Source organism: Oscillibacter sp. UBA6647 (assembly GCA_002455655.1).
In the GTDB taxonomy this organism is placed as follows: Bacteria; Bacillota; Clostridia; order Oscillospirales; family Oscillospiraceae; genus Oscillibacter.
The window spans coordinates 1-26769 of the sequence record DKLF01000050.1 but is presented as its reverse complement, the minus strand read 5'-3'; the positions used below and the strand labels follow the sequence as shown (position 1 = coordinate 26769).

Annotated in this window: 22 protein-coding genes, 1 tRNA gene and 4 pseudogenes; 18 read left to right on the top strand and 9 right to left on the bottom strand. The window is 54.4% G+C overall.

Going from position 1 to position 26769, the window contains the following annotated elements; all coding sequences use genetic code 11:
- Window positions 1-328 (top strand): annotated as a pseudogene (locus B2W96_RS04160) (hypothetical protein); the annotation flags it as partial.
- Here B2W96_RS04160 and B2W96_RS04155 read toward each other — a convergent pair.
- Window positions 231-733, bottom strand: a pseudogene (locus B2W96_RS04155) (protein adenylyltransferase SelO family protein); the annotation flags it as partial. The pseudogenes B2W96_RS04160 and B2W96_RS04155 overlap by 98 nt on opposite strands.
- Window positions 734-1331: 598 nt before the next feature.
- Window positions 1332-2207, bottom strand: a complete 876-nt coding sequence (locus B2W96_RS04150) for a MerR family transcriptional regulator (protein WP_293008844.1) — start codon at window positions 2205-2207, stop codon at window positions 1332-1334.
- A gap of 398 nt (window positions 2208-2605) precedes the next feature.
- Between B2W96_RS04150 and dctP the strand changes: the two genes are divergently transcribed.
- From dctP to B2W96_RS04130, 4 genes are read left to right on the top strand one after another with little or no spacing between them, the layout of a single operon-like run.
- Entirely contained in the window at window positions 2606-3730 is a 1125-nt protein-coding gene (dctP, locus tag B2W96_RS04145; RefSeq protein ID WP_293008842.1) for a TRAP transporter substrate-binding protein, read from the top strand.
- A gap of 38 nt (window positions 3731-3768) precedes the next feature.
- Window positions 3769-4308, top strand: a complete 540-nt coding sequence (locus B2W96_RS04140) for a TRAP transporter small permease (RefSeq protein ID WP_293008840.1) — start codon at window positions 3769-3771, stop codon at window positions 4306-4308.
- On the top strand, window positions 4305-5606 hold the full coding sequence (locus B2W96_RS04135; RefSeq protein ID WP_293008838.1) for a TRAP transporter large permease: 1302 nt from the start codon (window positions 4305-4307) through the stop codon (window positions 5604-5606). Before B2W96_RS04140 ends, B2W96_RS04135 begins: the two co-directional genes overlap by 4 nt.
- Before the next feature lie 43 nt (window positions 5607-5649).
- Window positions 5650-6663 (top strand): hydroxyacid dehydrogenase, encoded by a 1014-nt coding sequence (locus B2W96_RS04130; protein ID WP_293008836.1) that lies wholly within the window; start codon window positions 5650-5652, stop codon window positions 6661-6663.
- Between the two features lie 137 nt (window positions 6664-6800).
- On the opposite strand, the gene B2W96_RS04125 is transcribed toward B2W96_RS04130, so the two are convergent.
- Window positions 6801-8039, bottom strand: coding sequence for an IS110 family transposase (locus tag B2W96_RS04125; RefSeq protein ID WP_293008834.1), 1239 nt, complete (start codon window positions 8037-8039; stop codon window positions 6801-6803).
- 284 nt (window positions 8040-8323) lie between these two features.
- Between B2W96_RS04125 and B2W96_RS04120 the strand changes: the two genes are divergently transcribed.
- Both B2W96_RS04120 and B2W96_RS04115 read left to right on the top strand, forming a co-directional pair.
- Window positions 8324-9211: a dihydrodipicolinate synthase family protein gene (locus B2W96_RS04120; RefSeq protein ID WP_293008832.1), complete on the top strand. Its 888-nt coding sequence runs from the start codon at window positions 8324-8326 to the stop codon at window positions 9209-9211.
- 52 nt (window positions 9212-9263) lie between these two features.
- Window positions 9264-10070, top strand: coding sequence for an NAD(P)-binding domain-containing protein (locus tag B2W96_RS04115; RefSeq protein ID WP_293008830.1), 807 nt, complete (start codon window positions 9264-9266; stop codon window positions 10068-10070).
- 180 nt (window positions 10071-10250) lie between these two features.
- Here the strand turns inward: B2W96_RS04115 and B2W96_RS04110 are convergent, their stop codons facing one another.
- The 3 genes from B2W96_RS04110 to B2W96_RS11825 form a co-directional block, all read right to left on the bottom strand.
- Window positions 10251-10940 carry a YjjG family noncanonical pyrimidine nucleotidase gene (locus tag B2W96_RS04110; protein WP_293008828.1) on the bottom strand — a complete coding sequence of 230 codons (690 nt, stop codon included), beginning with the start codon at window positions 10938-10940 and terminating at the stop codon, window positions 10251-10253.
- Window positions 10941-11166: 226 nt separating this feature from the next.
- Window positions 11167-12258 (bottom strand): PTS transporter subunit IIC, encoded by a 1092-nt coding sequence (locus B2W96_RS04105; RefSeq protein WP_293008826.1) that lies wholly within the window; start codon window positions 12256-12258, stop codon window positions 11167-11169.
- A gap of 89 nt (window positions 12259-12347) precedes the next feature.
- Window positions 12348-12602, bottom strand: coding sequence for a hypothetical protein (locus tag B2W96_RS11825; RefSeq protein ID WP_293008824.1), 255 nt, complete (start codon window positions 12600-12602; stop codon window positions 12348-12350).
- Between B2W96_RS11825 and B2W96_RS04095 the strand changes: the two genes are divergently transcribed.
- On the top strand, window positions 12483-12932 hold the full coding sequence (locus B2W96_RS04095; RefSeq protein ID WP_293008846.1) for an alanine:cation symporter family protein: 450 nt from the start codon (window positions 12483-12485) through the stop codon (window positions 12930-12932). The genes B2W96_RS11825 and B2W96_RS04095 overlap by 120 nt on opposite strands.
- A 29-nt stretch (window positions 12933-12961) precedes the next feature.
- Here the strand turns inward: B2W96_RS04095 and B2W96_RS04090 are convergent.
- Window positions 12962-13135: pseudogene (locus B2W96_RS04090) on the bottom strand (DNA-binding protein); the annotation flags it as partial.
- A gap of 491 nt (window positions 13136-13626) precedes the next feature.
- On the opposite strand from B2W96_RS04090, the gene B2W96_RS04085 reads away from it, so the two are divergent.
- Window positions 13627-15270 (top strand): recombinase family protein, encoded by a 1644-nt coding sequence (locus B2W96_RS04085; protein WP_293008822.1) that lies wholly within the window; start codon window positions 13627-13629, stop codon window positions 15268-15270.
- Between the two features lie 42 nt (window positions 15271-15312).
- Here B2W96_RS04085 and B2W96_RS04080 read toward each other — a convergent pair.
- Window positions 15313-15388, bottom strand: a tRNA-Ala gene (locus B2W96_RS04080).
- A gap of 417 nt (window positions 15389-15805) precedes the next feature.
- Here B2W96_RS04080 and B2W96_RS04075 point away from each other — a divergent pair.
- The 9 genes from B2W96_RS04075 (at window position 15806) to pgsA (ending at window position 25239) form a co-directional block, all read left to right on the top strand.
- Window positions 15806-17158 (top strand): FG-GAP repeat domain-containing protein, encoded by a 1353-nt coding sequence (locus B2W96_RS04075; protein ID WP_293008820.1) that lies wholly within the window; start codon window positions 15806-15808, stop codon window positions 17156-17158.
- Window positions 17159-17184: 26 nt separating this feature from the next.
- Window positions 17185-17871 (top strand): response regulator transcription factor, encoded by a 687-nt coding sequence (locus B2W96_RS04070; protein WP_293008818.1) that lies wholly within the window; start codon window positions 17185-17187, stop codon window positions 17869-17871.
- A 61-nt stretch (window positions 17872-17932) separates the two neighbouring features.
- On the top strand, window positions 17933-19357 hold the full coding sequence (locus B2W96_RS04065) for a sensor histidine kinase (protein ID WP_293008816.1): 1425 nt from the start codon (window positions 17933-17935) through the stop codon (window positions 19355-19357).
- 148 nt (window positions 19358-19505) lie between these two features.
- A complete protein-coding gene (locus tag B2W96_RS04060; protein ID WP_293008814.1) occupies window positions 19506-20471 on the top strand; it encodes a DUF1385 domain-containing protein in 966 nt (321 codons plus the stop codon).
- Between the two features lie 30 nt (window positions 20472-20501).
- A complete protein-coding gene (gene prmC, locus B2W96_RS04055) occupies window positions 20502-21368 on the top strand; it encodes a peptide chain release factor N(5)-glutamine methyltransferase (protein WP_293008812.1) in 867 nt (288 codons plus the stop codon).
- Between the two features lie 102 nt (window positions 21369-21470).
- Window positions 21471-22592 carry a recombinase RecA gene (recA, locus tag B2W96_RS04050; protein ID WP_293008810.1) on the top strand — a complete coding sequence of 374 codons (1122 nt, stop codon included), beginning with the start codon at window positions 21471-21473 and terminating at the stop codon, window positions 22590-22592.
- The gene (locus B2W96_RS04045; RefSeq protein WP_293008808.1) at window positions 22582-23202 is read left to right on the top strand and encodes a regulatory protein RecX; all 621 of its coding nucleotides are present in this window, start codon (window positions 22582-22584) and stop codon (window positions 23200-23202) included. The genes recA and B2W96_RS04045 overlap by 11 nt, the downstream gene beginning before the upstream one ends.
- 192 nt (window positions 23203-23394) lie before the next feature.
- A complete protein-coding gene (gene rimO / locus B2W96_RS04040; RefSeq protein WP_293008806.1) occupies window positions 23395-24711 on the top strand; it encodes a 30S ribosomal protein S12 methylthiotransferase RimO in 1317 nt (438 codons plus the stop codon).
- Between the two features lie 6 nt (window positions 24712-24717).
- The gene (pgsA, locus tag B2W96_RS04035; RefSeq protein WP_293008804.1) at window positions 24718-25239 is read left to right on the top strand and encodes a CDP-diacylglycerol--glycerol-3-phosphate 3-phosphatidyltransferase; all 522 of its coding nucleotides are present in this window, start codon (window positions 24718-24720) and stop codon (window positions 25237-25239) included.
- A gap of 141 nt (window positions 25240-25380) precedes the next feature.
- Here the strand turns inward: pgsA and B2W96_RS11820 are convergent.
- A pseudogene (locus B2W96_RS11820) lies at window positions 25381-26589 on the bottom strand (IS5 family transposase); the annotation flags it as partial.
- Window positions 26590-26769: the final 180 nt, after the last annotated feature.

The following is a 26769-nucleotide window of genomic DNA, read 5'->3' as shown; positions in this document are numbered from 1 at the left end:
GGGCCGAAACGCGTTTTTGATCCTGTGCCTCATCTTCCCCATCATGGCGGGCATGGGCCTGAACTTTGCCATGACGTTAGGCGCCATGGCCGCGGAGATCGCGCTGATCTTTACCGCCGACTGGCAGATCTGGGGCATCCCCGGAATTGTTCTGGCCATGATTCTCTCCATTCCCATTTCCATTTTGCTGGGTGCCTTCTGCGGGCAGATTCTCAACAGGGCCAAGGGCAGAGAAATGCTCCGGGCAGGGTTTTCTTGCGTCTCACAGATTCTCCTGTTGTTACGACTGCTAAACTTCTGGTCGTTGGAATCCCCAATGCATACATAGCCTCACTAATGATATATTCCCGTAGCATAGGACCCAAGGCTACGCGTCCATCACCACCTCGGGAGTATGGGGTTGGCCCGGCCCCTTTTAGCTGAATATCAAACCGCTCTCCGGAATCTGTTAGCTGTTCTCCAAGAAGGACCGCGCGTCCGTCACCTAACATGGTAAAATACCCAAACTGATGTCCGCATATGCCTGGGCTATGGGCTGGGATCCGCCGGGAAGTTCGTTTCCGGCAAAGACGCCTAATTGCTCAGGTACGCCTAAAGAAGCCGCCAACGCATGATTAAAAATGACAAGCTTTGGGCTACGCACAGCGGTTGGGGCTTGCCTCGTATAAAAAATCTCGGGTAGATTTATATAACTGTTATGAAGGTTCCATTTTTCTTTATCCAATTCTCTCATCCCTCTTGTCGAATCATGTTACAGTCAGCCTTAGTGTCGGTTGATTTTATCTTTTTATGTTCCAGATGCGGAGTTGCCTGATCCATTAATTCGCCTGTTGGGTGAGAAATATGAATTGCAAGGTTTGTCGACAACCTGTTGCCTACTCCCCTTTACCCTGTCCATTTTCGTTTAGGCAATCGGAAGCGTGGTAAACGCCAACAAGGCGGTAAATTCCCGGCTTTGGACTTGCCGCTGATCTCATGCAGAGTTTTTACACGAAGGACCTGAAAGCAAGTTCTAAAATGCAATCGGACAAGCGAACTCCTGCCGAAAGGGAGTTCGCTTGTCTAAATTTATACCCAGAAGGGCCGGGAGGAAGCGGGGCTCTATATGGGTCAGGGAAAGTACGATCTATGTCGTAACGCATTCGGATGTTTGGATCGGCATGGACACACCCTGCAAAAAGCCCGCCCGGAAGGCTGCCAGCTGCCCATAAAATCACGACCCCGCCCAGCAATGTAATGGAAACCCTTGGCAGGCACTTTCTTTTCATCTGTCCTCTCCCCCCGCGGGGGCACGAGGTCACCGCGGATAAAAACAGAGGGAGATTCTACACCTAAATTTTAACCGGAATTTGGAGCTTGACCATGATTGTGTTGTTGCTGTAATCAAAAACCGACATCTTCGCTACCACCTCGCCCAAATAAGGACCCACAATCTGGTAGTGATTATCCGCAATAAACTGCAGCAGATGATCTAATCCCACGCTCTCGGAATGCCCGTCCAAAGCCGTGTAATTCCGATAGTTGCACGCATAGGTGCTGGGTTGAATAATCACCTGCGGCAGCGTGGCCTGGACAGGGCCGTCTGTAATAAGAAACGCCTTATCACAGATGTATCGCCCCTCCATCAGATTCTGCTGACTGACCGAGCAGCAGGACTGATGCAGCAACGACGCAGGCAGATTGTTGTTTGTCAGGATGCTTTTCACATTTTCCATTGCCGTTTCCCACGGGGATGTGCCACCGTAGTCATCATACAGGTCATATGCTTCAATATCAAAACCAAACGCAAACCGCTTCGGAATAAACTCGATGAACGGAACATCCTGCGTCGGCGGATTTCGCAGACGGGCACAGCTATTGAGCTGTTTAAGGAGTTGGTTGCGGGACATTGTGTCTTGAGCAATTTTTTCATCCAGCTCGTCGATGCGCTCATTAAGCACGGCTTCATAGAGGGAAAGATTCCGCCCTTCCAGCATGGATTTGATTTGTTTGAGGGAGAGTCCCGCATCCTTCATCTGAAGGATCTTTTCCAGCCTTGGAAATTGACTGCGGGAATAATAGCGGTAGCTGTTTTTACCGTTGATATATTGTGGTACCAGCAAGCCTATATCGTGATACAACCGCAGTGTACGCTGTGAAACCTTGAATATCTCTGATATTTCACCAATGCTGATTTGCTCATTTCCATCCTCAAAATAGTGTTCCAACCTTCTCCCCCTACCTTTCGAGCGCTAAATTTCTGCTGCCCAGCATGTAAATTATAAGTAAATCTTCAGCACTTTTCAAGTCAAAACAAGGGGGGCGGAGACTTCTCCTGCCCCGGCCATAAAACTCTTCCCCATGGGGAAGCTTCTTTTGGGCAAAGCACGACAAACCCCTCAAAAGGCTCTTGGAAGATTTTATTAAATTTGTGTTTTTGTACAAAAGCTGCATTTAAATTTGTCCTTGACCATGTCATTGCGGAAAGCACTACAATCAATATGGCTTAAAAAGTCATGCACCGCAAATTGGAACGAACGTAGTGGTAACTGCGAAAGGGGATGGTACAGAAAGGCCCTCAGCGCAAAATGAACTTAAAAATTCAATTTTGAAAGGAGCCCTTCCGATGAAGAAGAGACCACTATCCATTTTAGCAATGCTGCTGATAGCCACGCTCCTGACAGGCTGCGGAATCGTTCAGAACACGCCTACTGTCGGCGGACCTTCCACGGCGGATGGAGCAACCGCCATTGGTGACACGCAATCCCTTCCCCTTGCAGGCGCTTCGATTGTTTTGAAGATCTCCCATACGGATAATGATGCCAGTATGCTCAGCAATACCTGGAACTGCTATGCCCGTACATTTAAGAGCTTTTTGGAAACCTACTCCGGCGGGGAAATGAGCGCCGAAATTTTCCCCAACAGCCAGCTGGGCGACGAAACCTCCTGCGTTGAGCAGTGCTCTCAGGGCAGCATCGACATCGTCTTAGGCGCCGCGAGCGGCAACCTTGCCTCCTGGGTCCCTGATTTCAATGTGTTTGACATTCCCTATCTCGTTGATAATCTGGACGCCTTCAATCTGGTCTGCCAGGGAACGCTTTTGGATGAATTGAACACACAGCTGGGAGCCGCTGGAAATATGCGCGTTCTCAGCCTGATGGCCACAGGCTTCCGCAATCTTGACACCTGGAACAAGCGTGTAGAGAGCGTCAACGATCTCCGCGGCATGAAAATCCGTGTCCAGTCCATCGACGCCCACACGACAATGATTAAAGCCTGGGGCGCCATGCCGACAACGGTTTCCTTCTCCGAGCTGTATTCCGCCGCTTCCACCGGCGTGATCGACGCTTTTGAGAACCCCAACTACACGCTCTTTATGAACAATCTGTATGAGGCCGTCAATTATGTAACACAAACCAATCATTTGGCCAACACCTCCATGTGCCTGATCAGCGGTAAAACCTTTGACAACCTGACCGCTGAGCAGCAGAGGTGGGTCCAAAAAGCCGCAGCCGAGGCCAGAAGAGCGGCTATCGGCGTGGTTTCCGCCAACAATGTCAACGTACTGGCTAACCTGAAGGAAAGCGGCGTGGAAATCATTTCCCTCTCCGATGAGCAGCTGGCCGAATTTCGGGATGCCTGCTATGAAACCTGCAAAGAAACAGTCCTTCAGACAGTTGACGCCGGTTTTTATCAGAAATTCCAGGATTCCTACGCATCGGCAGAGAAACTGCTTGGCATTGCCAAATAATGTCGTTGTGCGCCAAAGAAGAGTGAAAGGAGATTGAGATGAACGCAATCAAACGGACCCAGCGCGGAATTGCCAGAGCCAGTCTGGCCATAGCAGCCGCCTTTCTGGGCACGGTCGCCCTTGCGATCTTTCTCAGCGTTGTCTGCCGTTATGTGCTTCAAATCGGCATTATGTGGGCGGAGCAGTATTCGAGATATGGCCTGATTTGGGGGACAATGCTGGCCGCAAATGTCCTCGTCTATGAAAAAGGCCTGATGCGGGTGGATTTTCTGGACAACTTCTGGCCCAAAAAGCTGCTCCAGGTCCGGGAAACCATTTACGCAGGACTCTTCGTGATCATTTTGTCTGTTGTCACCTGGCAGGGCTGGCGGCAAGCCGTCGACTATATTGGCATTCAGGTGATGGGCATTCCCATTGACAAGTTCTGGGTCTATCTCAGCATTCCGGTCGGCATAGTCCTGATGCTGCTCCAGTATCTTGCAAACCTGCTGGTAGACTTCATGGAGACAGGCACCAGGACGCGGCAGGAAAGCAGTACAGCAGATTTCAAAGAGGACCAGAAAGGAGAACGGCCATGAGTAGTTCCCTTATCATTCTGATCGTCATGCTGTTTGGAATGCTCCTGATTGGCGCCCCCGTCATCATGGCAATCGGCACATCCGCACTGGCATACTTCTTCATCTCGCCCGGAATGGTCGATAGCCTGATGATGTATGCCCATCGGATGTTTACCGGCATGGACAGCTTTATTTACGTCTGCATCCCGCTGTTCATGCTTTCAGGAGAGCTGATGGCCCGCACAGGGCTGATGGATAAGATTGTTGACTTTGCCCGCATTTTTGTAGGGCGGCTCCAGGGGGGTGTGGCCTACGTTGCGATTCTGGCGAACATGATGTTTGGCTGCGTATCCGGCTCTGGCATTGCCTGTATCGCCGCGTTGGGTCCTATCGAGGTTTCCATGATGGAAAAAGAGCGCTATAACAAGGATTTTTCGGCCGCCCTGGTGGCTACCAGCGCGCTCCAAGGCCCCATCATCCCTCCGTCTATCCCCGCTGTGATGTTCGCCGGATTGACTTCGGTTTCCGTGGGAGCAATGTTCGTGGGGCAGATCGTTCCCGGCGTCATGCTGGGCGTTGTCCACATTATGATCGTTGCTTTTATGGCGCGAAAGTATAATTTCCCCAGGAGCGAGGTTCATTTTACAGCGAAAGAAAAGCTCCAGATATCCCTGAAAGCCTTGGGCGCCATCGGCATGGTCGTTGTGGTGCTGGGCGGTATCATGAGCGGTATCTTTACCGCCACAGAGGCCTCCGGCATTGCCGTAATTTACGTGCTGGTTCTGGACCTTGCAATAACCCATCGCCTAAAGCTGTCTGAGCTTTGGGAATGCCTCAAAGTCAGCGCAAAGGGCACCGCCACCGTGTACCTGATTATCGGCTTCACCTCCGTTATCAGCTGGATCTTGTCTGTGGAAAACGTACCCATCATGCTCAGCAGCTTTATCCAGAACACAAATATGTCTCCCTATCTCTTTCTCTTCCTGTTCAATATCTTCATTCTGTTTAACGGTATGTGGATTTCCGACTCTGCCCAGCAGGTGCTGTACGCCCCCATTTTTACGCCGCTTTTTGTGGCAATGGGCTGCAGCCCCATACATATCGGCGTCGTGTTTGTGATTAACATCATGATTGGCATGATTACCCCGCCGTTTGGAATGGCGCTGTACACAGTCTGTGGGGTTACAGGCTGCGACCTGAAGAAAGTCGTAAAAAAGTCCCTGCCCTTCACCATCGGTTGTATTTTCATTCTGTTCCTTCTCAGCTATTGCCCGCTGCTGGTCCTGACGCTGCCCAGAATGCTGGGTTATCCGGTCTGATTTCCCACAGCAAACTTTAAAATCAAGCTATTGAATACGAGGAGTGATTGTAGTGAGACATCGGGTTCTTTTGGTGGAACCTACCATCCAACCTGTCGGGGTAGATATTCTGAACTCCCATTGCGAGGTTTTTATGGCGTGTGACGGAAAGGAAGATACCCTCATTCAGAAACTCAACGAGCATCAGGCCGAGGGCATTATAACCCGGGTAGAGCATATCACCCACAGGATTCTGGAGGAATGCCCGTCGTTACGGGTGATCCAGCAGCACGGCACCGGAATGGATAACATCGACATATTTGCTGCCACAGCGCACGGCGTGCGTGTGCAGAACGTCCCGGACGGCAATTACATCTCCGTTGCGGAGCATGTGGTCATGTCCATTTTGGCGCTCAGCCGCAATCTGATCCAAGCTGATGCAGCGGTTCGTCAGGGAAACTGGAAATATCGGGAGAGCAGTATCCCCCATGAAATAGCCGAGAAGACCCTGCTGATCATTGGACTGGGGCGAATCGGCCGCAGTGTTGCGAAAAAGGCGCAGGCCTTTGATATGCAGGTGATCGGCTTCGATCCCTTTGTTTCAGCAGAGCAAATGGAAGGGATTGGGGTTAAAAAGATTGAGACACTGGATAACGGACTTTCTGAGGCTGACTACATAACAATTCAGCTGCACCTTACGCCGGAAACGGAAGGGATGATTTCCACAGCACAGCTTCACCGGATGAAGAATACTGCTGCATTGATCAACCTGAGCAGAGGCCCCGTGGTGGATCAGAAGGCGCTTTATGCTGCTCTAAGGGACCATAAGATTGCCGCCGCGGCATTGGATGTTTTTGAAAAGGAACCGCCTGAGTTCGCCGATCCGCTCTTTTCCCTGCCGAATGTCATTCTCACTCCACACTTTGGCGGCGATACCTGGGAGGCAAAGCAGCGACTGGCGAAAAAGGCTGCCGAAAATCTGATTTTGGCGCTGGACGGTGTGGACACCTACAACTGGGCCAACCGAACGGCAATGGAGGAAGCCGGGACAGTAACGGCCAAATCATTCACACTGTAAGCTTACTTAATTTTTAATGATTACTTAAAGCCTGCAAATAAAAAGTCAATAGGCAAATGAGGGAAAGTTGCAGCGCAAAATAGAGCAACACAAAAAGGTCACCGCCGGAGCGCTGACCTGAACTATGTAGAAAGGATTTAACGCGAAAGGCCGGTTGAATCTGTATCTACAGGTGTGTCCAGAGTATTCATATACTCTTTCACCCTGCCGTAATAAATGCGCAGAAACTTGTTGCAGCCAGCGGTCATGTAAACGTGGTAAGGTTTACCCTCGGCCCTCTTTTTGTCCAAGAACTGAAACACAGGATCTGCCGGTGGGGCTTTTTGTAACAGCACCGTCATAAGCACAAAGAGCGTCTTTCGCAGCTCAGGAGAACCCCGTTTGGAGGAACGTGTGCTTTTCGCTTCATAGGTTCCAGACTGATTCGCTCCCGGGTCAACCCCTGCAAAGGCCGTCAAAGAGCCCTTGTGTGCAAAGCGGCGGATATCGCCAATCTCAGCCATTAGTTGAGGGCCAAGAGATTTTCCGGTGCCGTACAATCCCATGACTATATCGTATTCAGGAAGCTCCATTGCAAGTCGATTCATTTCCGCGCGAAACAGCTCTACCGTTTTAGATACGGTATTGAGTTGTGTGATTGCTTCCTGCACCATCACCTTGGACAACGCATCCTTCGGCAGCATGGAGATAAGCTCTTTTGCCTCTGTATGAATTTCAATGGCTTTGCCGATGTTGAAATTGTATCCGTGCCGCTTGCACCACTTGCGGTAACGCTCGGCAAATGCAGCCTGTCCCAGGCCTCTCACGCAGTCTACATGCCAAAAGGACGCGGCAAAATCCACCCACTTCTGGCTTCCATCCGCGCGGGTGGGGCTTTCAAAGAGGGCGTTTACACCGGGATAGGTTTGGTCAAGCAAGGCAATCAGATTGTTCTTCATCGCCGTCTTGTTCTTGGTGTACAGACCGTATTGCCGGTTCATGCTTTTCAGTTGGTAACGAATCGTGTCCATAGGAGTATGTTCCCGCAATTCCGTCCAGTTGTCAAGACCATACCGGGCAATCTTAAGCGCATCCGCTCTATCGGTTTTCACCTTGCGCAAAGAATTGTTTCCGTATTCCTTAATGAGCAGCGGATTTACTGCGCTTACAAAGATACCGGCATCATGGAGCAGTTGGGCCACCGGTTCATAGTACCGCCCCGTGTGCTCCATCACCACCCGCGTTTCACCCTCCAGACTTTTCAGATGCTTTGCCAGCTCGCTGAGTTCACTGGAGGTGTGGCGCACCTCATAGGGCTTTGCCACCAGTTCCCCAAAGGGACGAATGACCGACACCATACTTTTCCCTTTGGAAACATCAATTCCGACTGCGTTCATAACCCACGCTCCCATCACAGATTTACAATTGGCGAACCACCCTTTTCATTGCCGATTCTATCTGTTTGATGACGCGAACGCGCCGGGCGGCGGCTCTACCTGCACAAATCGAACGCTGCGAACAAGAGGATGGCTGACTGACTTTCTAACGGACGCAAAGTCCTTGGAGAAATACGTCAGGCCGCTTGTCCTCTCATTCTAACAGTTTTGGCAACAAGATGGATAAAGACATGGCTGGTGGCCATGTCCCCAACCAAATATATAGTAACAGGAGAAATGAAACCATGAACATGCACTTTGGTGTGATGACCGCTTTGATTACCCCCCTGCTGGACGATGGCGTCACTTTGAATGAGAAGGTATATGTCGAAATTATTGAGGATCAGATCAAAAACGGCGTACACAGTCTGCTGACAATGGGCGGCACCGGCGAGTCCCTGACCCTGCCCAAGGAAACCAAGAAGCGGGCGATGGAACTGGCTGTGCAGACCGTGAACCATCGAGTCCCCGTGATTGCCAGTGTTGTGGAACTGAGTGTTTACGATGCCGTTGAAGCCGCCAAGGTCGTAAAGGAATCCGGTGCGGACGTTCTTCTTCTGAGCAACCCCTATGGCGGCAACACCCGCCTCTCCGGCGTGATTGACTTTTTCAAAATGGTTGACGGGGCCGTGGATATGCCGATAATTATCTACAATTTCCCTGGCCGTACGGGCTACAATGTCACTCCTGACATTGTTGGTGAGCTGCTGGACGCTGTCCCCAACATTTGCGGTATTAAGGAATGTGCCGAGCGCTATGAGCAGACGATGGAGCTGATTGGCCGTTTCGGAGAACGAATGGCAGTGCTCTCCGGGAACGAGTTCCTTGGCGCCTGGGAGATGCTCTGCGGCGCGGACGGTTGTGTTGTGGCCACCGGCAACGTGATGATTAAGGAGCTTGTCAAACTGTACGACATTGCCAAATCCGGTGATATCGCAAAAACCACGGAGTACGGGCTGCGCCTGTTCCCCATGATGCGCAGTCTTTTCAAGTCTCCCAACCCCGGCCCCAGCAAATATGGCATGATTTTACGCGGCTTTGACGCAGGAAAGCCCACTGTTCCCTGCGTGGAATGCGAAGAGCCCGTCAGGGTCGAAGTCAAGGCCGAAATGGAAAAGCTGGGCATTATTTGATCTCGCAGGAGATATATAAACGCAAAACAGAATATATAAGGAGTTTTTAGATATGCCTGACAAACTGCCTACCCTTGGATTTTTGGGTGCCGGCGCAATCGTGAACGCCATGGTATCCGGCTTTTGTGAACGCGCTGCGGACACACCCTATCCCATCATTGTCTCTGATATGCGGCAGGAAGCCTGCGAGCAGCTGCGTGCAAAATATCCTGACCGCATCACGGCAGTCAGGACTCTTCAGGAGTGTGTCGACAAATCCGATTGGATCGTGATTGCCGTATGGCCCCAGGTGGGGGAAGAGGTCCTGCGCTCCCTGACATTTAAGCCCTCCCACAAAGTCATCAACGTCATGTTCGACAAAACGGCGGAGCAGTGTGCCTCCTGGATGAACTGCAAGGTTGCCACGATCCTGCACATGATTCCCGGTACCTTCCTCTCGTTCTATCCCGGTCCCATCGTCCAATGTCCGCCTACTCAGGAGGCGGCCGAAATCTTTGGACACATTGGCAAAATCGTCAACGTAGACAGCCGCTATCACGCTGCGGTGTTTGGTTCCATTACCGGCTTGTTTGCCCCGATTTTTGCGGTTATGGACCACGTGATTGATTGGGCTGTCAACGAAGAGGGTGTCTCCACTGAAGCTGCCACCCAGTATACTACAAATATGTTCGCCGCTGTCTGTAAGGAGGCCTGCGGCAAGGACAAAGAAGGTGTTCACCTGATGGCAACTGTCAGCACCCCTGGCGGCATTAATATGCAGGCATTGGAACTGCTGAATAACGCAGGTGCGTTCGATGCCTGGGTGGAGACCCTGCGCCCAATTATGGTTCGTACGGCGGGGGATATCCCCAGGCCGTAACAAACATACAAACGGCCAACATCCGTCCCCCATGGCTTCCTCCGCCGGTATTCAGGCGCGGCTCCGTTGAAATCAAAACGGGCAGCTCCTTGACTGGCGGAGGAAGCCAAATCAGTTTTCTGCGCATCATCCGGCGTTGAGGGTACACTTCCCTTTTGTAACGCAGAGCTGTTTGAAGCGTCAATCGTATGCATCCAGCAGGGAGCTAAGCTCCTCTAACGCATATATTTCATAATCCGGCAGGATACCCGAATCGTTGGGCAGCCGTGCCGGATTGAACCACACCGTTTGAATCCCCGCATTTATGCCACCCTGAATGTCCGAGGTAAGGCTGTCTCCGACGATCATTGCGGCACTTCTGCGAGCGTGTGGAATCTGCGCAAAGCAGTAATCGAAAAAGTCGCTGCCGGGTTTGTTGAACCCAATTTCCTCTGAAATAAAAATACCCTCCATATACTTTTCAAGGCCGGCGCTTTTGATGCGGCTTCTCTGGACGATTGCCGTTCCATTTGTGACGATGTACAGGTGATAATGGGGGGAAAGATCCCGCAGCAACGCCTCCGCCCCATCTATAAAATAATGTCCGACTTCCAGCAGGGATTCATAAATCTCTGCCGCCTTCTCAGCCGAACACGCCACGCCAAGCTCATCGAACAAAAGCCGATACCGCCGCGTTTTCACTTCACTTCGGCTCAGCTTCCCCTGCTCCAGCAGCTTCCACTGCGCCAGATTCAATTCGCTGTACCTGCGGATGACGGCCTCATTCGGATGAATCCCCAGTTGGAGCAGGGTTTGTGTCAGCGCGATGCTCTCCGCCTGGTTAAAATCCAGCAGGGTATTGTCCAAATCAAATAGAATCGTATTCACCATTCTGTTTTTACAACCTTTCTTTCCTATCAGTCATTTTAAAACAGGCGCCGCGACGCCGACGCATCCGGCTTCACCGAAACAATCGGTATTGAAAAACGGGCGCGTCTTTCCATTGGCACACCGCGCAGAACAGTCGTTTTGGCATAGCAGCTCAACCTAATTACGGATCAGTCCGCGGCGATTCTCACATCGAATCCGCCCATCACCACGGAAACGCCCACGCCTCCTACGATAAAGTCATGTCGCCGTCTTTAACCCATCCGATCTTTTTTAAAGCGAGGTTAATCAGCGGACAGATGACAGCCGGAAGAAGAAACGAGATCAAAATCAATCCAATCCAATCCCCTGAGGTTACCGCAGCCTTGGAACCCCGCGCGATATCGTCTATCCAGCCGGTATACACGCCGATTTGGCCCACAAGGCCAGAGGTTCCCATCCCGGAGGATACGGGGGCGCCGTTCATCTCCAGATGAAACAAACAGGTAGCCAGCGGGCCGGTAATGGCGGACGTGAGAATCGGTGCAATCCATATCTTCGGATTTTTCACAATATTTCCCATTTGCAGCATAGAAGTACCCAGCCCCTGCGCCATCAGTCCGCTCCATCGGTTTTCCGGGAAGGACATCACCGCAAACCCCACCATCTGTGCGCAGCACCCTGCGACGGCCGCCCCTCCTGCAATTCCCGTGAGGCCCAGCGCCGCACAGATTGCAGCGGAAGAAATAGGAAGCGTCAGCGCAATGCCGATGACGACGGATACCAAAACCCCCATCCAAAACGGCTGCAGGTTTGTCGCCCACATGACAATACCCCCCACCTTCATGGCGGCGCTTCCCAGCGCGGGAGCCCACCACGCGGAAAGGGCCACGCCGGTTCCGATGGTGACAAGCGGTGTCACCAGAATATCCACCTTTGTTTCCTTTGACACGGCCTTCCCGATTTCGGCGGTGAAGATCGCAACAAACAGCACGGCCAGCGGACCTCCCGCGCCGCCCAGCGCGTTGGAAGCGAAGCCAACGGTAATCAGCGAGAACAGGACCAACGGGGGACAGCGCAGTGCGTATCCGATGGCAACGGCCATCGCGGGGCCGCTCATGATCGTGGCTAGAGAACCGACCGTATAGGCCACGTCATTGACCGTCACAACCGGCGCGATCAAAAACGAGATATGAAGCTGGGTCCCCAGCGCATTGATAATCGTACCGATCAGGAGAGAGCAAAACAGGCCCTGCGCCATCGCGCCCATTGCGTCAATTCCGTATCTTCTGAGCGAAATCACAATGTCTTTCCGTGCTAAAAATGCCTTTAAGCTTTTCATATTTCATTTCTCCGTACAAAAACTATGTGAAGCCCGGGCTTCAAATTCACCCGAAGCCTCTCCGACCCTAAAATTGTTCAGGCAGCTCATCAGCCGCTTGAAAGCATTCGCGCACCTTTTTTATATCCGATTCCAAAGCCATTGTCAACCAAAGCCCGAGCAAACGCGCCGCCGACAGCATCGCAGCGGGAAAAACCGTCCCCGCCGCCCTGCTGTTTCTTGTCATCTCCGGCGGCGTTCACCGCATCGCCAAGTTCTCCACCATTATCGTTCTCTTCATGACCATTGGCTATCTGCTTGTCACAATTGCTGTTCTTGTGAGCAATGTCAGCGCAATTCCCCATACATTCTCCATGATGATCGGAAGCGCTTTCAACGTCCACGCCGTGTTTGGCGGAATGATCGGCGGGGCTTTCTCCTATGGCATCAAGCGCGCGGTAAATTCCTCCGGCTCCGGCATCATGGCACTTGTCACAGATTACTTCAACGTGCTGGGCCCCGACGGCACCTTTATGCACACTGGACAGGGCTCCGCGCAAATAACCGTCCAAGCCGAAATCATGACCGCGGGCGTTGTGTGGGTGCAGGAAGCAGCAAGCGCCGCTCTTCCCAACGGCATCGGCGGCATGATCATTGCACTTGCGCTTTTATTTCATGGCAATCATCCTGCGTAAATACATCACCAGCCTGCCCTAATACCACGGGCAGGCTGGGTAACGCCCTTATCCTTGACGCTTACCACCATAGCCGCCATTTCTTCATCATTACGGACTTGAAACGGTTGGTCTTTGAAAGCAAAAAGCTCGGACAGATTAAGATAAACAATCTGTTCCTGTTCGCCGGGGCGGGGTGCTTTCCTCGGTTCGAGCGGCAGTTCCTGCTTGAGCTGTTCGGCAGATTTCCCGGAAGCAGAACCGCCGCTGATGTCTGTAAACATATAAGCAAATCGAAACAAAGGGACAGCCGCGCCGTTTTGTGTCATGTGTAACGATGACCCAAAGGAAACGGCGCGGCTGCTATTCCTATGACTGAATAGAAAGGAGCATCCTTCTATGGAGCAAAAAAAAATTAGAGCCTACTTTTCTGATGAATCAACAGACCGATAGAAGGACCCAGGTGTTGACGATAGAGGGATGCCGCGTAAAAATCAACTATCTCCCATCCCGCCTTGAAAAGAGGAACGAAAATGTCCTTGGCAATATTCAAAAATCCCTGCTTGCCGCCTGCCAAACCAAATAATGCGCACGGCAAGTTTGCATGTACTCATATCAGGTGTAATAATGATGATGTACACTGCTCCTTGACAACCGAATATTGAAACGGAAACGAGCCATATACATCATCTTTCAGATATTCTAAATTGAGGTAATGTATATGGATAAAATAATAAATTGTGGTCCTTCTGCAAAGCGCGTGTATTGCCTTTACCGCGTTTCCACGCTTGGGCAGGTGGAAAAAGACGACATCCCAATGCAGAAGCAGTGCTGCCGCGAATTTGCGGAAACGCAGGGCTGGACCATTGTAAAAGAGTTTTCCGAGAAGGGTATCTCCGGATTCAAGGTGTCCGCGAAGGACCGCGATGCTATTCAGCATATCCAGCAGGACGCCGTTGCAAGAAAATTTGACATTTTGCTGGTGTTCATGTTTGACCGCCTTGGACGCCGGGACGATGAAACGCCCTTTGTTGTGGAGTGGTTTGTAAAAACCGGCATTGAGGTCTGGAGCGCGATGGAAGGCCAGCAGCGATTCGACTCCCACGTTGACAAACTGATGAACTACATTCGATACTGGCAGGCCTCCGGCGAGAGCATAAAAACCTCTGTGCGTGTTAAAACGAGGCTGAGCCAACTTACCGAGGAAGGGCTATATACCGGCGGCTCCATACCCTTCGGATATAAGCTGGAGAAGAAAGGCCGCGTCAACAAGCGCAACCGCGAGGTTTTTGACTTAGCCGTCGATGAAAATGAGGCTGAGATCATTCGCCTGATCTTTCATAAATATGTTGACGAGGGATACGGGGCTCAGCGCCTATGCCGCTTTCTGCATGACAACGGCATGAAAAGCAGGGACGGAAAGGGCTTTCCCAATACAAGCCTGAATCGCATGATCAAAAACGTCCTGTACACCGGAATCATCAAAAACGGCGACAGCCAATCGCAGTATATCGACGAACTTCGGATTATCGACGACAATGTGTTTGCCCAGGCGCAGGAGATTATGCGGCAGCGAACCCAACCCCATAGTTCCATTCCGCTTAACTGCAAAGGGAAGTCTCTGCTGGTAGGGAATATCTATTGCGCCCACTGCGGCAACCGGCTGACCCTCACCACCAGTGGGAGAAACAAAAAAATGCCTGACGGCACCATTCAAAAGGAAGTGCGGATGCGGTATCAGTGTCACTACAACGTGCGGCATCCGGGAGAATGTGAAGGGCAGTCTGGGTATCCCGTTCAGAAAGTGGATGGCATTGTCGATCAGCTCATCCGAATAAAATTTTCCGAGATCGCTGCGGCATCAGAATCTGAGATTCTCTCCAACCAGCATGAAAAGGATATTGAACTGGCAAGGTCAAAATGCGAGATGGCAAAGAAATATCTGTTGGACAAGCAGAAGGAGCTTGATGATTATAAAAGCGAGACGCTCAAAGTCATTCGCGGCCAAAGCAAGCTGAGCATCGACCTGTTGAATACGTTGGTAGCCGAAGCAGAATCACAAATTCAAAAGGCGCAGGCAAGCGCAGATACGGCAGAGGCAGAGTTGCAGGAATTGCTTGAAACCTCAGAAGGATTAAAGCGTGAGTACGACCAACTGTTAAGCTGGGCCGACCTGTACGACAAAAGCTCCTTCGAGGCAAAGAAAATGATTGTGTCGAAGTTCATCAAGGCCGTCCGCGTCGGCAGAGATTACAATATTGAAGTGGATTTCAACGTATCCTTTGAAGAATTGCAGAGCTATCGTGCCGATAATTCAGGACATGATAAAATGCAGGCACCCGAGTCACGCACCGCATAAAAAAGTTCAGGAAAACTCGCTTTTAGCGAATTTTCCTGAACTTGGTGGAGACGAAGAGGATCGAACTCTCGACCTTACGGATGCGAACCGTACGCTCTCCCAGCTGAGCTACGCCCCCAAATATTTCCAATTTTACTGATGCGAACCGAGTGGTTGCCAAGTGAGTTACACAACTGTTGCTGAAACCGTCCCGCGTGCTCTCCCAGCTGAGCTACGCCCCCAAATATTTCCCGCAGACTATCCGACTGCGGCTCCAGCCAAGCAAGGCGCTCCCCAAAAGGCAAGACGCACGCCGGAATCCTCCGGAGCCAGAGACAAATGATATTATAGCATGATTTTTGGAAATGTAAAGTGCAATTTTGCGAAAATTAGTGCTAAACCGCCGCGGGGAAAATTTCGGAACGTGAACAGTCGGTAAATTGCGCCGGGAAACGTGAAGAAACACTACCAAACCGATAAAAGGTATGATATACTGTTATAATTGAGATAAAAAGAGTTTAAGCCCTAACGGGGCGGCGAAAAGGAGGCGGACCTATTGAAAAACAAGCTGAGGTGTATGGCCGCAGTCTCGCTTTTCTCGGCCCTCTGTCTTCTTTTGAGTGGCTGCGCCGGGCTAAAGCCGGAAACCGCGGAGGACCTTTACAGCCTGCCCAGTCTTCCTGCCGAATACCGGGAGCTGGAGGCCAGCATCAACGCGCTGATTGAAGAGGGCGCGGAATACGCCGCCCCCACCTCCGGGTCCAACATCCAGCCGGTGCAACTGGTAGATCTGGACGGAGACGGGCAAGAGGAAGCCCTTGCCTTTATGCGCAAACCCAACGAGGAAAAGCCTCTGAAAATTTATATCTTCAGCGCCAGCAACGGAAGCTATCATCGCTCCGCCGTGATTGAAGGCAGCGGCAGCGCCATCTTCAGCATCGTATACAGCGATTTTGACGGAGACGGCTACACAGAGCTGGCGGTGGGCTGGAAGACCGCCTCCGAGATGCAAGCGCTGACGATTTACGCCCTGCGCGGCCAGCAGCCCGAGGAGCTGCTGCGCACCACCTATGTCAAGTACGTCCTGACCGATCTCGACGCAGACGGCCGCAGCGAGCTGGTGGCCTTCCGGGCGGACACGGAGGGCATGGGCGTCGCGGAGCGGTATGTCTGGCAGGATGGAACCATGGCGCTGAAATCCTCCTGTAAAATATCCGTCACCATGGCGGAGCTGAGCAATCTGGGCCGGGTGGTATCCGGCGCCTTGCAGGATGGAACGCCGGCGCTGTTTGTGGTAGGCGTCTCTGATTCCACCACCGCCATCACAGATATTTTGGTGGACCGGGACGGGGAGCTGGACAACATTGTGCTCTCCGACATTACCGGGATATCCACCGAGATCGCCCGGTTCCTCTCCCTCTACCCCACGGACATCAACGGCGACAAAACCACCGAAGCGCCGGTTCCGGCGCTGATCGCCATGTCTGAGGGCGGACAGGGTTATTACCGCATCGAGTGGCGGGGCTACGATAGTTCAGGCGCTTCCACGCGGGTCGCGTCTACCTACCATGACGTGGAGGATGGCTGGTATCTGGTCCTGCCGGAAAGCTGGCTGAATCAGGTGACGGTGCGGCGGGACTCCGGCCCGGAGGAAGCCACCGTGACCTTCTCCTACCGCGATGATACCGGGACGCGGGAATTTTTGAAAATCAGCGCCGTCACCGGAAGCAGCCGGGAGATCAAAGCTGTGCGGGGCGGGCGGTTTATTCTCAGCCGACAGGCCGAAACGGTTTACTCGGCAGAGCTGATGGCGGAGGCCAACAGCGTATGGCCCCTGAGCATGACAGAGGACGAACTGCGCTCCGCGTTCAGCCTCATCACAGGAGAATGGCTGGCGGGAGACAACTGAGAATACTTGGGAAGGACGGAGCTCTCATGAAAAAAGTTTTGGTGCTGGAGGACGAGTCCAGCATTCGCGATTTCATTGTCATCAACCTGCGCCGGGCAGGCTACGACGCCATCGAGGCGGAAACGGGCGAGGAAGCCATGGATCGGCTGCGGGAAAACCCGGACGTGACGGTGGCGCTGCTGGACATTATGCTGCCGGGTATCGACGGGTTTGAGGTCTGCCGCAGGATTCGCGCCACCAACACAAAAATCGGCATCATCATGCTCACCGCCCGCACCCAGGAAATGGACAAGGTGACGGGCCTGATGACCGGGGCGGACGACTATGTGACAAAGCCCTTCTCCCCTGCCGAGCTTACCGCCCGGGTGGACGCCCTGTTTCGCAGGGCGGGGGGCGAGGACCCGGCGCCTGCCGGAGAGTTGAGCCAGCCTCCCTTTTTGCTGAATACCCGGAACCGCACGCTGGAGAAAAACGGCAAACGCATCAAGCTGACGCAGGTGGAGTATTCCATTGTGAAGATGTTTATGGAGAATCCCGGAAAGGCCCTGAGCCGGGAGGAGATTTTGGATACGGTCTGGGGGCGGGACTATTTTGCGGAGCTGAAAATCGTGGATGTAAACATTCGGCGGCTTCGTCTGAAAATAGAGGACGACGTGGCAACCCCCGCGTTTATCACCACCATTTGGGGCTACGGCTACAAATGGGGCCTGTGACGCCGCACTGACGATAAAAGGAAAAAGAGGACGGAGAATCATGCCGAAAACAGGCGGAAGTATGCGAAAAAAATATCTGCACATCGGCGGGCTGCGCCAGCGGTGGATTCTCAACACCATTATGCCGGTGCTTGCCCTGCTGGTGCTGATTGTGACGCTGTTTTCCGCCGGCGTTGCCAGCTATTATTACGGCGGGATGCAGCGGGGCCTGGAGATTCGGGCGCAGGAAGCGGCAGACTCCTTCAACAGCTATTTCATGAACAGCTATGCGGAGTACTATCAAATGGCGGTGTACTCCACCGACTCTTTTGAGGACAAGGACCGCATTGAATTGCAGTTCATCAGCCCCAGCGGACGCATTCAGGCCTCCAGCTACGGACTCACCGTGGGAACCTCTCCCAAAACAGCCGACATTCCCGATGCAGTTTCCACCGGGGAAAAGGCCGTGTTTCAGGGCGAGGACCCCGCCACGGGAGAGCGCATCCTTTCCGTGTCCTACCCACTGATGTTTAACAGCCGGGTGGTGGGCGTACTGCGGCTGGTGACGGCGCTGCGGGACGTGGACCGGCAGGTGCTTTTATCCGTGCTGGCGGTATTTTTGATTACGGCGGTCTGCATGGCGATGGTGGTGGTTTCAAACCTCCTGTTCATAAATCGGGTGGTGGAGCCGGTGGCGGTGGTGTCCGACGCGGCGAAGCGGATTTCCGCCGGGGGCTACGGGCTTCAAATTGAAAACAGGTACACCGACGAGCTGGGCGAGCTGGTGAATAATATCAATGACATGTCGATGAAAATCGGGCGGAACGAGAAGATGAAAACGGAGTTTATCTCCTCCGTGTCCCACGAGCTGCGCACCCCTCTTACCGCCATCAACGGCTGGGGAGAGACAATTCTGGCGGACGCCTCCGGCGACCCCGCGCAGCTTCGCAAGGGCATCCGCATTATTCTGCGGGAGGCCCGCCGCCTGAGCACCATGGTGGAGGAGCTTTTGGAATTCTCCAAAATGGAGGACGGGCGCTTCACCCTGCGGGTGGAGGCGGACGTGGACCTGCGCAGCGAATTTGAGGACGCAATTTTTACCTATCGTGAGCTGTTCCGTCAGGAGGATATTGAGCTGGAATACGACGCAGACGGCGAGGACCTCCCCCCTATCTCCGCGGACCCGGAACGGCTGAAGCAGGTGTTTTGCAACGTGCTGGATAACGCCGCCAAGCATGGCGGCTCCGGCAAACGGATTGCCGCCTCCGTGGCTCTTGAAAACGAATATGAGGTGGTTCGGGTGCGGGACTTCGGCCCCGGCATTCCGGAGGCGGAGCTGCCTTACGTGAAGCAGAAATTTTACAAGGGCTCCTCCAAGGCCCGGGGCAGCGGTATCGGCCTTGCTGTGTGCAACGAAATCGTCACCCTGCACAGCGGAAAGTTCGACATTACCAACGCACAGGGCGGCGGCACGGTGGTGACGATCTCCCTGCCAATCGGAAACTGAAAAATCCGCCCCTGCCGTCCGCCGCCTTTTGTGGCGGACACACGGGCGTCTTTGTCGCCGGATCACGCGGGCGGCAAAAATATTGTAGAACAAATGTTGCATTTATAAAAATTTTATGCTATTCTTAAGTAACTAGAAAGGACCACACATGGCAGAAAACAACTCCTGCGCCTTCCGCACCAGCATCGGCGGACAGGCTTTAATCGAGGGTATTTTGATGCGCGGGCCTGAAAAGCAGGCCATTGTCGTGCGGGATCACGAGGGAAATCTGGTGGAAAAGGTGGACGAGCTTCACCTCATCAAGGAGCGGCACCCGTTTTTGGGCTGGCCGCTGGTGCGGGGCACCGTAAACTTTTTGGACTCTATGGTCAAGGGCGTGAAAGCCCTGATGTACTCCGCAGACTTTTACCCGGAGGATGAGGCGGCAAAGCCGTCCAAGTTTGATCTGTGGCTTGAAAAGCATTTGTCCAGCAAAAAGCTGGAGGCGATGCTGGTGGCGGTGGCCACCGTGGTGGGCGTTGGAATGTCGTTGCTGCTGTTTCTGGTGCTGCCCACGTTTATCACCGGAGGGATTCTCCATTTCTTCCCCGGCTTCCCCCTGTGGGGGCGCAACGTGGTGGAAGGCGTTTTGAAAATTATTATCTTCATGATTTATCTGGTTGGCTGTTCAAAAATGAAGGACATCTACCGGGTGTTTCAGTACCACGGCGCGGAGCACAAAACCATCTTCTGCTATGAGGCAGGCCTGCCTCTGACGGTGGAGAATGTTCGCATCCAGCCCCGGCACCATCCCCGCTGCGGCACAAGCTTCTTGTTTGTGGTGATTTTTGTGTCCATTCTCATCTCCTCCGCAGTGTTCGGTATCTGGCCGATCACCAACGTGTGGCTACGCACGCTGGTGCACCTGCTGCTTTTGCCGCTGGTGGTGGGCATTACCTATGAGTTCAACCGCTGGGTGGGCCGCAGCAGCTCCGGCCTTGCAAAGGCCCTGACCGCCCCGGGCATGTGGATGCAGAATTTCACCACCAACGAGCCGGAGGACTCTATGATTGAGTGCGCTATCCGTTCACTGGAGCTGGTTTTGCCCAACGAAAAGGGGCAGGACGAATGGTAAGCACAGCTTTTTAAAAAGGATGAAGCAAACGTGACCAAGACCTATAACAATTTATATATGGACCTTCGTGCGGTCTTGAAGGCCGCCGGGGTGGAGATGGCCACACTGGAGGCCCGGGAGCTGACGTGCTTTGCCACCGGGAAGAACCGGGAAGAGCTGGTGCGGGACGGGGCGCTGTACGCCTCGCCGGAGCTGGAGCAGCGGGCCCACGACCTGCTTAAGCGGCGTCTGGCGGGAGAGCCGGTGGCGTATCTTGTGGGCGAGTGGGAATTTTTCGGCCTGCCGCTGGACATCTCCCCCGCCGTGCTGATTCCCCGGACGGACACGGAGGTTTTGGCCGCGCAGGCCATGGAATTCTGCGGCGCGCTGTCCGAGTGCCGGGTGCTGGATTTGTGTGCAGGCAGCGGCTGCGTGGGCCTCGCCATTGGCTGTCGGGTGCCTCAGGCCCGGGTGGTTCTGGGCGAGTTAAGCGAAGCGGCGCTGAAAATCTGCCGCCAGAATGTGCGGCGCTGTGGCTTGTCCGGAAGAGCCGTCTCCATGCAAATAGACGCGCGGCAAAAGCCCTCCCCCGCTTTGGGGGAGTTTCACTGCATCGTGTCCAATCCCCCCTATATCCCCGCAGAGGACATTCCTTCGCTGGATGCGGCGGTGCGGGACTACGAGCCCCATCTGGCGCTGGACGGCGGCGCGGACGGGCTGGACTTTTACCGCGACATTGTGGAGCGGTGGCGGCAGGCACTGGCCCCCGGCGGGCGGCTGTACTTCGAGGTTGGCATCGGGCAGGCGGACAGCGTGCTGCGCATCATGCGCGCCGCCGGCTTCGGGGACATTCAGGTGGTGAAGGACACAAACGGGATTCCCCGCGTGGTGTTTGGAACGCTGTGCGCCGAGATTTAAGCTGCGCCGGGATAAACGCCCCCCCCGCATCAATGGGTGCCTGTTTTCGCGCTTAAAAAGAGTTTTTACAGTACGGTCCTAAAAATAAGGAGGAAGAAGACTATGGCAAAAGATAAAGCAGCCGCATCCTCACTGCCGGATAAGAAGGCGGAAATCGCCTCGGACAAGGATCAGGCCATCAAAAGCGCCATCGCCCAAATTGAAAAGGCTTATGGCAAGGGCTCCATCATGCGGCTGGGCGACCGGTCCAATCTGGAGATCGACACCGTGCCCACCGGGTCGCTGGCGCTGGATCTGGCGCTGGGCGTGGGAGGATTGCCCCGGGGCCGCATCATTGAGATTTACGGGCCGGAATCTTCCGGTAAAACCACGCTGGCCCTCCATGTAGTGGCGCAGGCCCAGAAGAAGGGCGGCGAGGTTGCCTTCGTGGACGCGGAGCACGCGCTGGACCCCACCTATGCCCGGGCTCTTGGCGTGGACATTGAGAACATGCTGATTTCCCAGCCGGACACCGGCGAGCAGGCATTGGAGATCACCGAAGCACTGGTGCGCTCCGGCGCCATCGACGTGGTGGTGGTGGACAGCGTGGCGGCGCTGGTCCCCCGTGCGGAAATCGAGGGCGACATGGGCGACAGCTACGTGGGCCTTCAGGCCCGGTTGATGAGTCAGGCCCTGCGCAAGCTCACCGGCGCCATCGGCAAGACCAACTGCATCGTCATCTTTATCAATCAGCTTCGGGAAAAGGTGGGCGTTACTTACGGAAATCCCGAGGTCACCACCGGTGGCCGGGCGCTGAAGTTCTATTCCTCCATCCGCATCGACGTGCGCCGCATCGAGGCCCTGAAAAACGGCACGGAGCTAATCGGTAACCGCACCCGGGCCAAGGTTGTAAAAAACAAAATGGCCCCGCCGTTCCGTGAGGCGGAGTTTGACATCATGTACGGCGAGGGCATCTCTCGCAGCGGAGAGTTGATTGACTTGGGAATTAAGCTGGATTTGGTGCAGAAATCCGGGTCTTGGTTCTCCATGGGGGAAACCCGCATCGGCCAGGGCCGTGACACCGCAAAAAACTACCTGCGTGATAACCCGGAAGTGATGGAAAAGCTGGAAGCGGATATCCGCGCCAACTTCGATAAACTGCTCACCGGTCAGTCCCGCGTGGCGGCCAAGGCGGCGGGCCGGGCCGTGGATGTGGACGCAGACGATTTTAACGATGAAAATTGACCGTTTAGAGCGGTCGAAGCATGTTTCCGGGCGGGTTCTGGTGTTTCTTGAGGACGGGACGCTACTGAAAATCACCGAGCAGGAGCTGCTGGACTTTGGCCTGCGGGCCGGAGACGAGTTGGACGAAGAGACACTGGGTCGGCTAAAGGCTTCCGCCTCCGGCTCCGACGCAAAGGCCCGGGCGGCGGAGCTGATCGGGCGGCGGGCAATGTCCCGACGGGATTTGGAGCGAAAGCTGACGGAAAAAGGCGCGTCGGAAACGGAGGCCCGCTACGCCGCCGAATGGCTGGAAGCCATCGGCGCGCTGGATGATGGGGAGTATTCCGCCCTTCTGGTGCGCCACTGCGCGGAAAAGGGCTATGGCCCCGCCCGCTACCGGGACGAGCTTTACAAACACGGCGTCCCCCGGGAACTGTGGGAGGACGCCATGTCTTCCGCCCCGGATCCGGCAGACATGATCGCGGCGTATTTGCAAGACCGCTTTCGCAAGAGTCCCCCGGACGAGCGGGAGCGCCGCCGTGCCGCCGACGCGCTGGCGCGCCGGGGCTTTGGCTGGAGCGACGTGAGAACCGGGCTGTCCGCTTGGGCAGAACTGCCGGACGATTCCTGAGTATCCTTTTAAAAAGGCATTGTCTGCGCCGAAACAGGCCGGAGTTGTTTTAAAAACTTTACGAATGCAGAAGCTCTCTAAAAACAGGCAAGTCCGCATTGTAACAATCAGGCCACGTCAAAACCATCAGTACACATTGGGCCGCGCTTCGCGCGGCCCGCAAATCGAAACCCATGCAATGGAGGAGCTATTTTGAAGTACAGTGTTGCGTTTATTTCCCTTGGCTGCGCGAAGAATCAGGTGAACTGCGAGCAGATGATGGCCACCGTCACGGCGGCGGGCCACACCGTTGCCGCCGCGCCGGAGGGCGCGGACGTGGCGGTGGTGAACACCTGCGGCTTTCTGGCCTCTGCCTGCGAGGAGGCCATTGACAACATTCTGGAGATGGGTGCGCTGAAAAAGGCCGGAAAGGTACAAAAAATTCTCGTCACCGGCTGTATGGCCCAGCGGTATCAGGAGGATGTGCTGGGCGAGCTGCCGGAGGTGGACGGCGTGTTGGGCACCGGAAGCTACGGCGACGTGGCCGCCGCCGTGGACGCCGTGATGGCCGGAGAGCGGCCCTGCCGCTTCGGCAGCATCCATACGGCGGAGCAGGAGGGGGAGCGAGTTCTCTCCACTCCGGGCTGGTACGCATACCTGCGGATTGCGGAGGGCTGCGACAACCGCTGCGCCTATTGCGTCATTCCCTCTCTGCGCGGAAAATACCGCAGCCGCCCCATGAAGCACCTTTTGGAGGAAGCCGGAGATTTGGCGGACCGGGGCGTGAAGGAACTGATTGTGATTGCGCAGGATATCACCCGGTATGGAACAGACCTGACGGGTAAGCATCAGCTTGCTCCCCTGCTGCGGGAGCTGTGCAAGCTGGACTTCCACTGGATTCGGCTCCACTACCTCTATCCTGACGAAATCGACGATGAGTTGATGGAGGTCATCGCGGCAGAACCGAAGATTCTCAAGTATATCGACCTTCCTATCCAGCACTGCAACGACAGAATTTTAAAGGCCATGAACCGCCGTGACACCAAGGCGGAGCTGCTGGTCCTTTTGGACAAACTGCGGGCGCGCATTCCCGGTCTGGTGCTGCGTACCAGCATCATCGCAGGACTGCCGCTGGAGGACGACGCGGCCTTTGAAGAGCTTTGCGAATTCCTGCGGGAGACGAAAATCGAGCGGGCGGGCGTGTTCCCCTTCTCTCCCGAGGAGGGAACTCCCGCCGCCAAAATGGACCATGTGGATGCCGAAGAGGCCCGCCGCCGGGCGGAGCTGCTGGTGGACGTGCAGTCCGACGTGATCGACGGGTACAACGAATCCGTCCTCGGCTCTGTGCGGGAGGTTTTGTGCGAGGGCTTTGACCCACAGGCCCAGCGCTATTATGGGCGCAGCTATGCCGAGTCCCCGGATATTGACGGACGCATTTGGTTTGATGCCGACGAGGCCCGTCCCGGAGAATTTATAAATGTCCGCCTCACCGGAACCACGGACGGCGAGCTGACCGGAGAAAAGGAGTGAGCCACGGTGAATCTGCCGAATAAGCTGACCCTGCTGCGCATTTTGCTGATTCCGGTATTCATGACGGTGCTGTACTGGGGGTTTCCCGGCGCGAATTACGCGGCGCTGGCCATTTTCATTCTTGCAAGCCTCACGGATTTGCTGGACGGCCACATTGCCCGGTCCAGAAATCTGGTCACGGATTTTGGGAAGTTTGCAGACCCTCTGGCGGACAAAATGCTGGTCACAGCGGCCATGCTCTGGTTTGTGGAAATCGGACAGATGCCCGCGTGGGCGCTGCTGATTGTCATTTGCCGGGAATTTGCCGTCAGCGGGCTTAGAATGCTGGCCTCTGACGCGGGACGCGTCATCGCCGCCGGCTGGTCTGGCAAGGTGAAAACCGCGGCCACCATGGTCTGCCTTGTGCTGATGTTTTTGCCCATCCCAAAGGTGCTGAACACCGCATGCGTGTGGGTTATTGTGGTGACCACTCTGTATTCCGGCGTGGAGTATTTTACGCAGAATAAGGACGTATTTCGGTCCATGTAAGTAATGTCCACTGAACAAATAGCAATTTTCTCTTTGGATGCGCAGTGCAGCCAGAAATGAGAGCAACCGCAGAAGTGCGCACTGAATCTTTCTGAGGTTCAGCACCAAAATGGACATGGCGACGCTGTGGGCGATGGTTCCCCGCAGCTTTGTCATGATCAGCCCCAAGCCGCACTTGCGCTTGGCCAGGCTGAACCGCCGCTCCACTTCCACACGCTCACATTCGTCCAGAAAATTCTGTGTTCTATCCCGTGCCTCGTCCCCCTTCGGTCTGCCCAGCGCGGGACCGGAGAGATGAATTCCATGTTCCTTGCAATAGCGTAAATTCTCCCGGTTTCGGTAGATCTTATCCGCCAGAATCCGGCTGGGATAATGCCCTTCCCGTTCCCGGAACCGCTCTGCCATCATTGGCAGATTCTCCGCCTCGTTGTAGGCGTCAAAGGAAAAACGCTCCAATCTGGTCCAGCCGTCCGCCACACTGATGTCCAGCTTCGCGCCAAATTCTACTGGCTTTCCCGCCTTGCCCCGCACAATGGGACGCAGGAACGGTTGACTGACGCTGACGATCCGGTTCGGAACCGTGTGGCAGCGGTGGTCGTACATATACTTCTGCTGCTCGTAAAGCGTGCGGATCGCCGCGAGCCGGGCTCCTTTCCGTTCGGAAAGAATCCTGCCCAGAGCGAGCTTTTCTTCAATGGCGGCAAGGTTTCGCGTCAGATAGCGTAGCTGTCTCCCAACTGCTTTGCGGATCTTCTTTGCCGTCTTCTTACGGCTGCGGCTAAACTGCAGGAAATCCCGGTGCGCCTGGGTGCGGTAAGTGCGGGGCTTGCGGCCATCGGCCGAATCGTGCAGCTCGTCCAAAAGTTTTTCCGCGTTTTCCCGAGCCTCGTTGAGCAGTGACGCGTCCTGGGGGTAGCGGATGTTAGATGGCGCACAGGTGGCGTCCACGATCATGGTGCCGCCGTTTCCACGGTCGTCGTCATCGTCGTGACGGTTGTCCTCTTTTTGCGCCGTGGATAAAATCAACTCGTTGATCTCGCCCAGTATCTCCGGCGTCAGGCGTTTACGGAAATACACCATCAGGGACGGATCAAAGGGCAGCTTGGAGTCGTCATAGCCCGGATAGCCGCAGAAATACTGCAAATACGGGTTTTCCTGAATCTGCAGGGCAGTTTCTTCATCTGAGTAACCGTACTCTGCCTGGATGATGCAGGCCCCCAGTGCCAGACGCAGGGGCTTTGCCACGTTGCCCTTCCGGTTGGTAAACAAGGCGGCATAGCGCTTCTCGATTTCCGTCCAGGGGATGGTCTGCGCCTTCTTCACCCAGCGGTTGTCCTCCTTCAGATGCATACCCACCGGCTGCTTGAAATCCGCCAGACTGATCTGTCCGTTGCTGTATTTGTACATCCCATTCACGACCTTGTGCAAGCTTTTTGAACCATTTTGGCTCTTTTTCTTGCACTTATTATACCAGAAATACACCGAAATGTCTTGCACTGCAACACGTTCGGCATTATTCAGCAGACATTA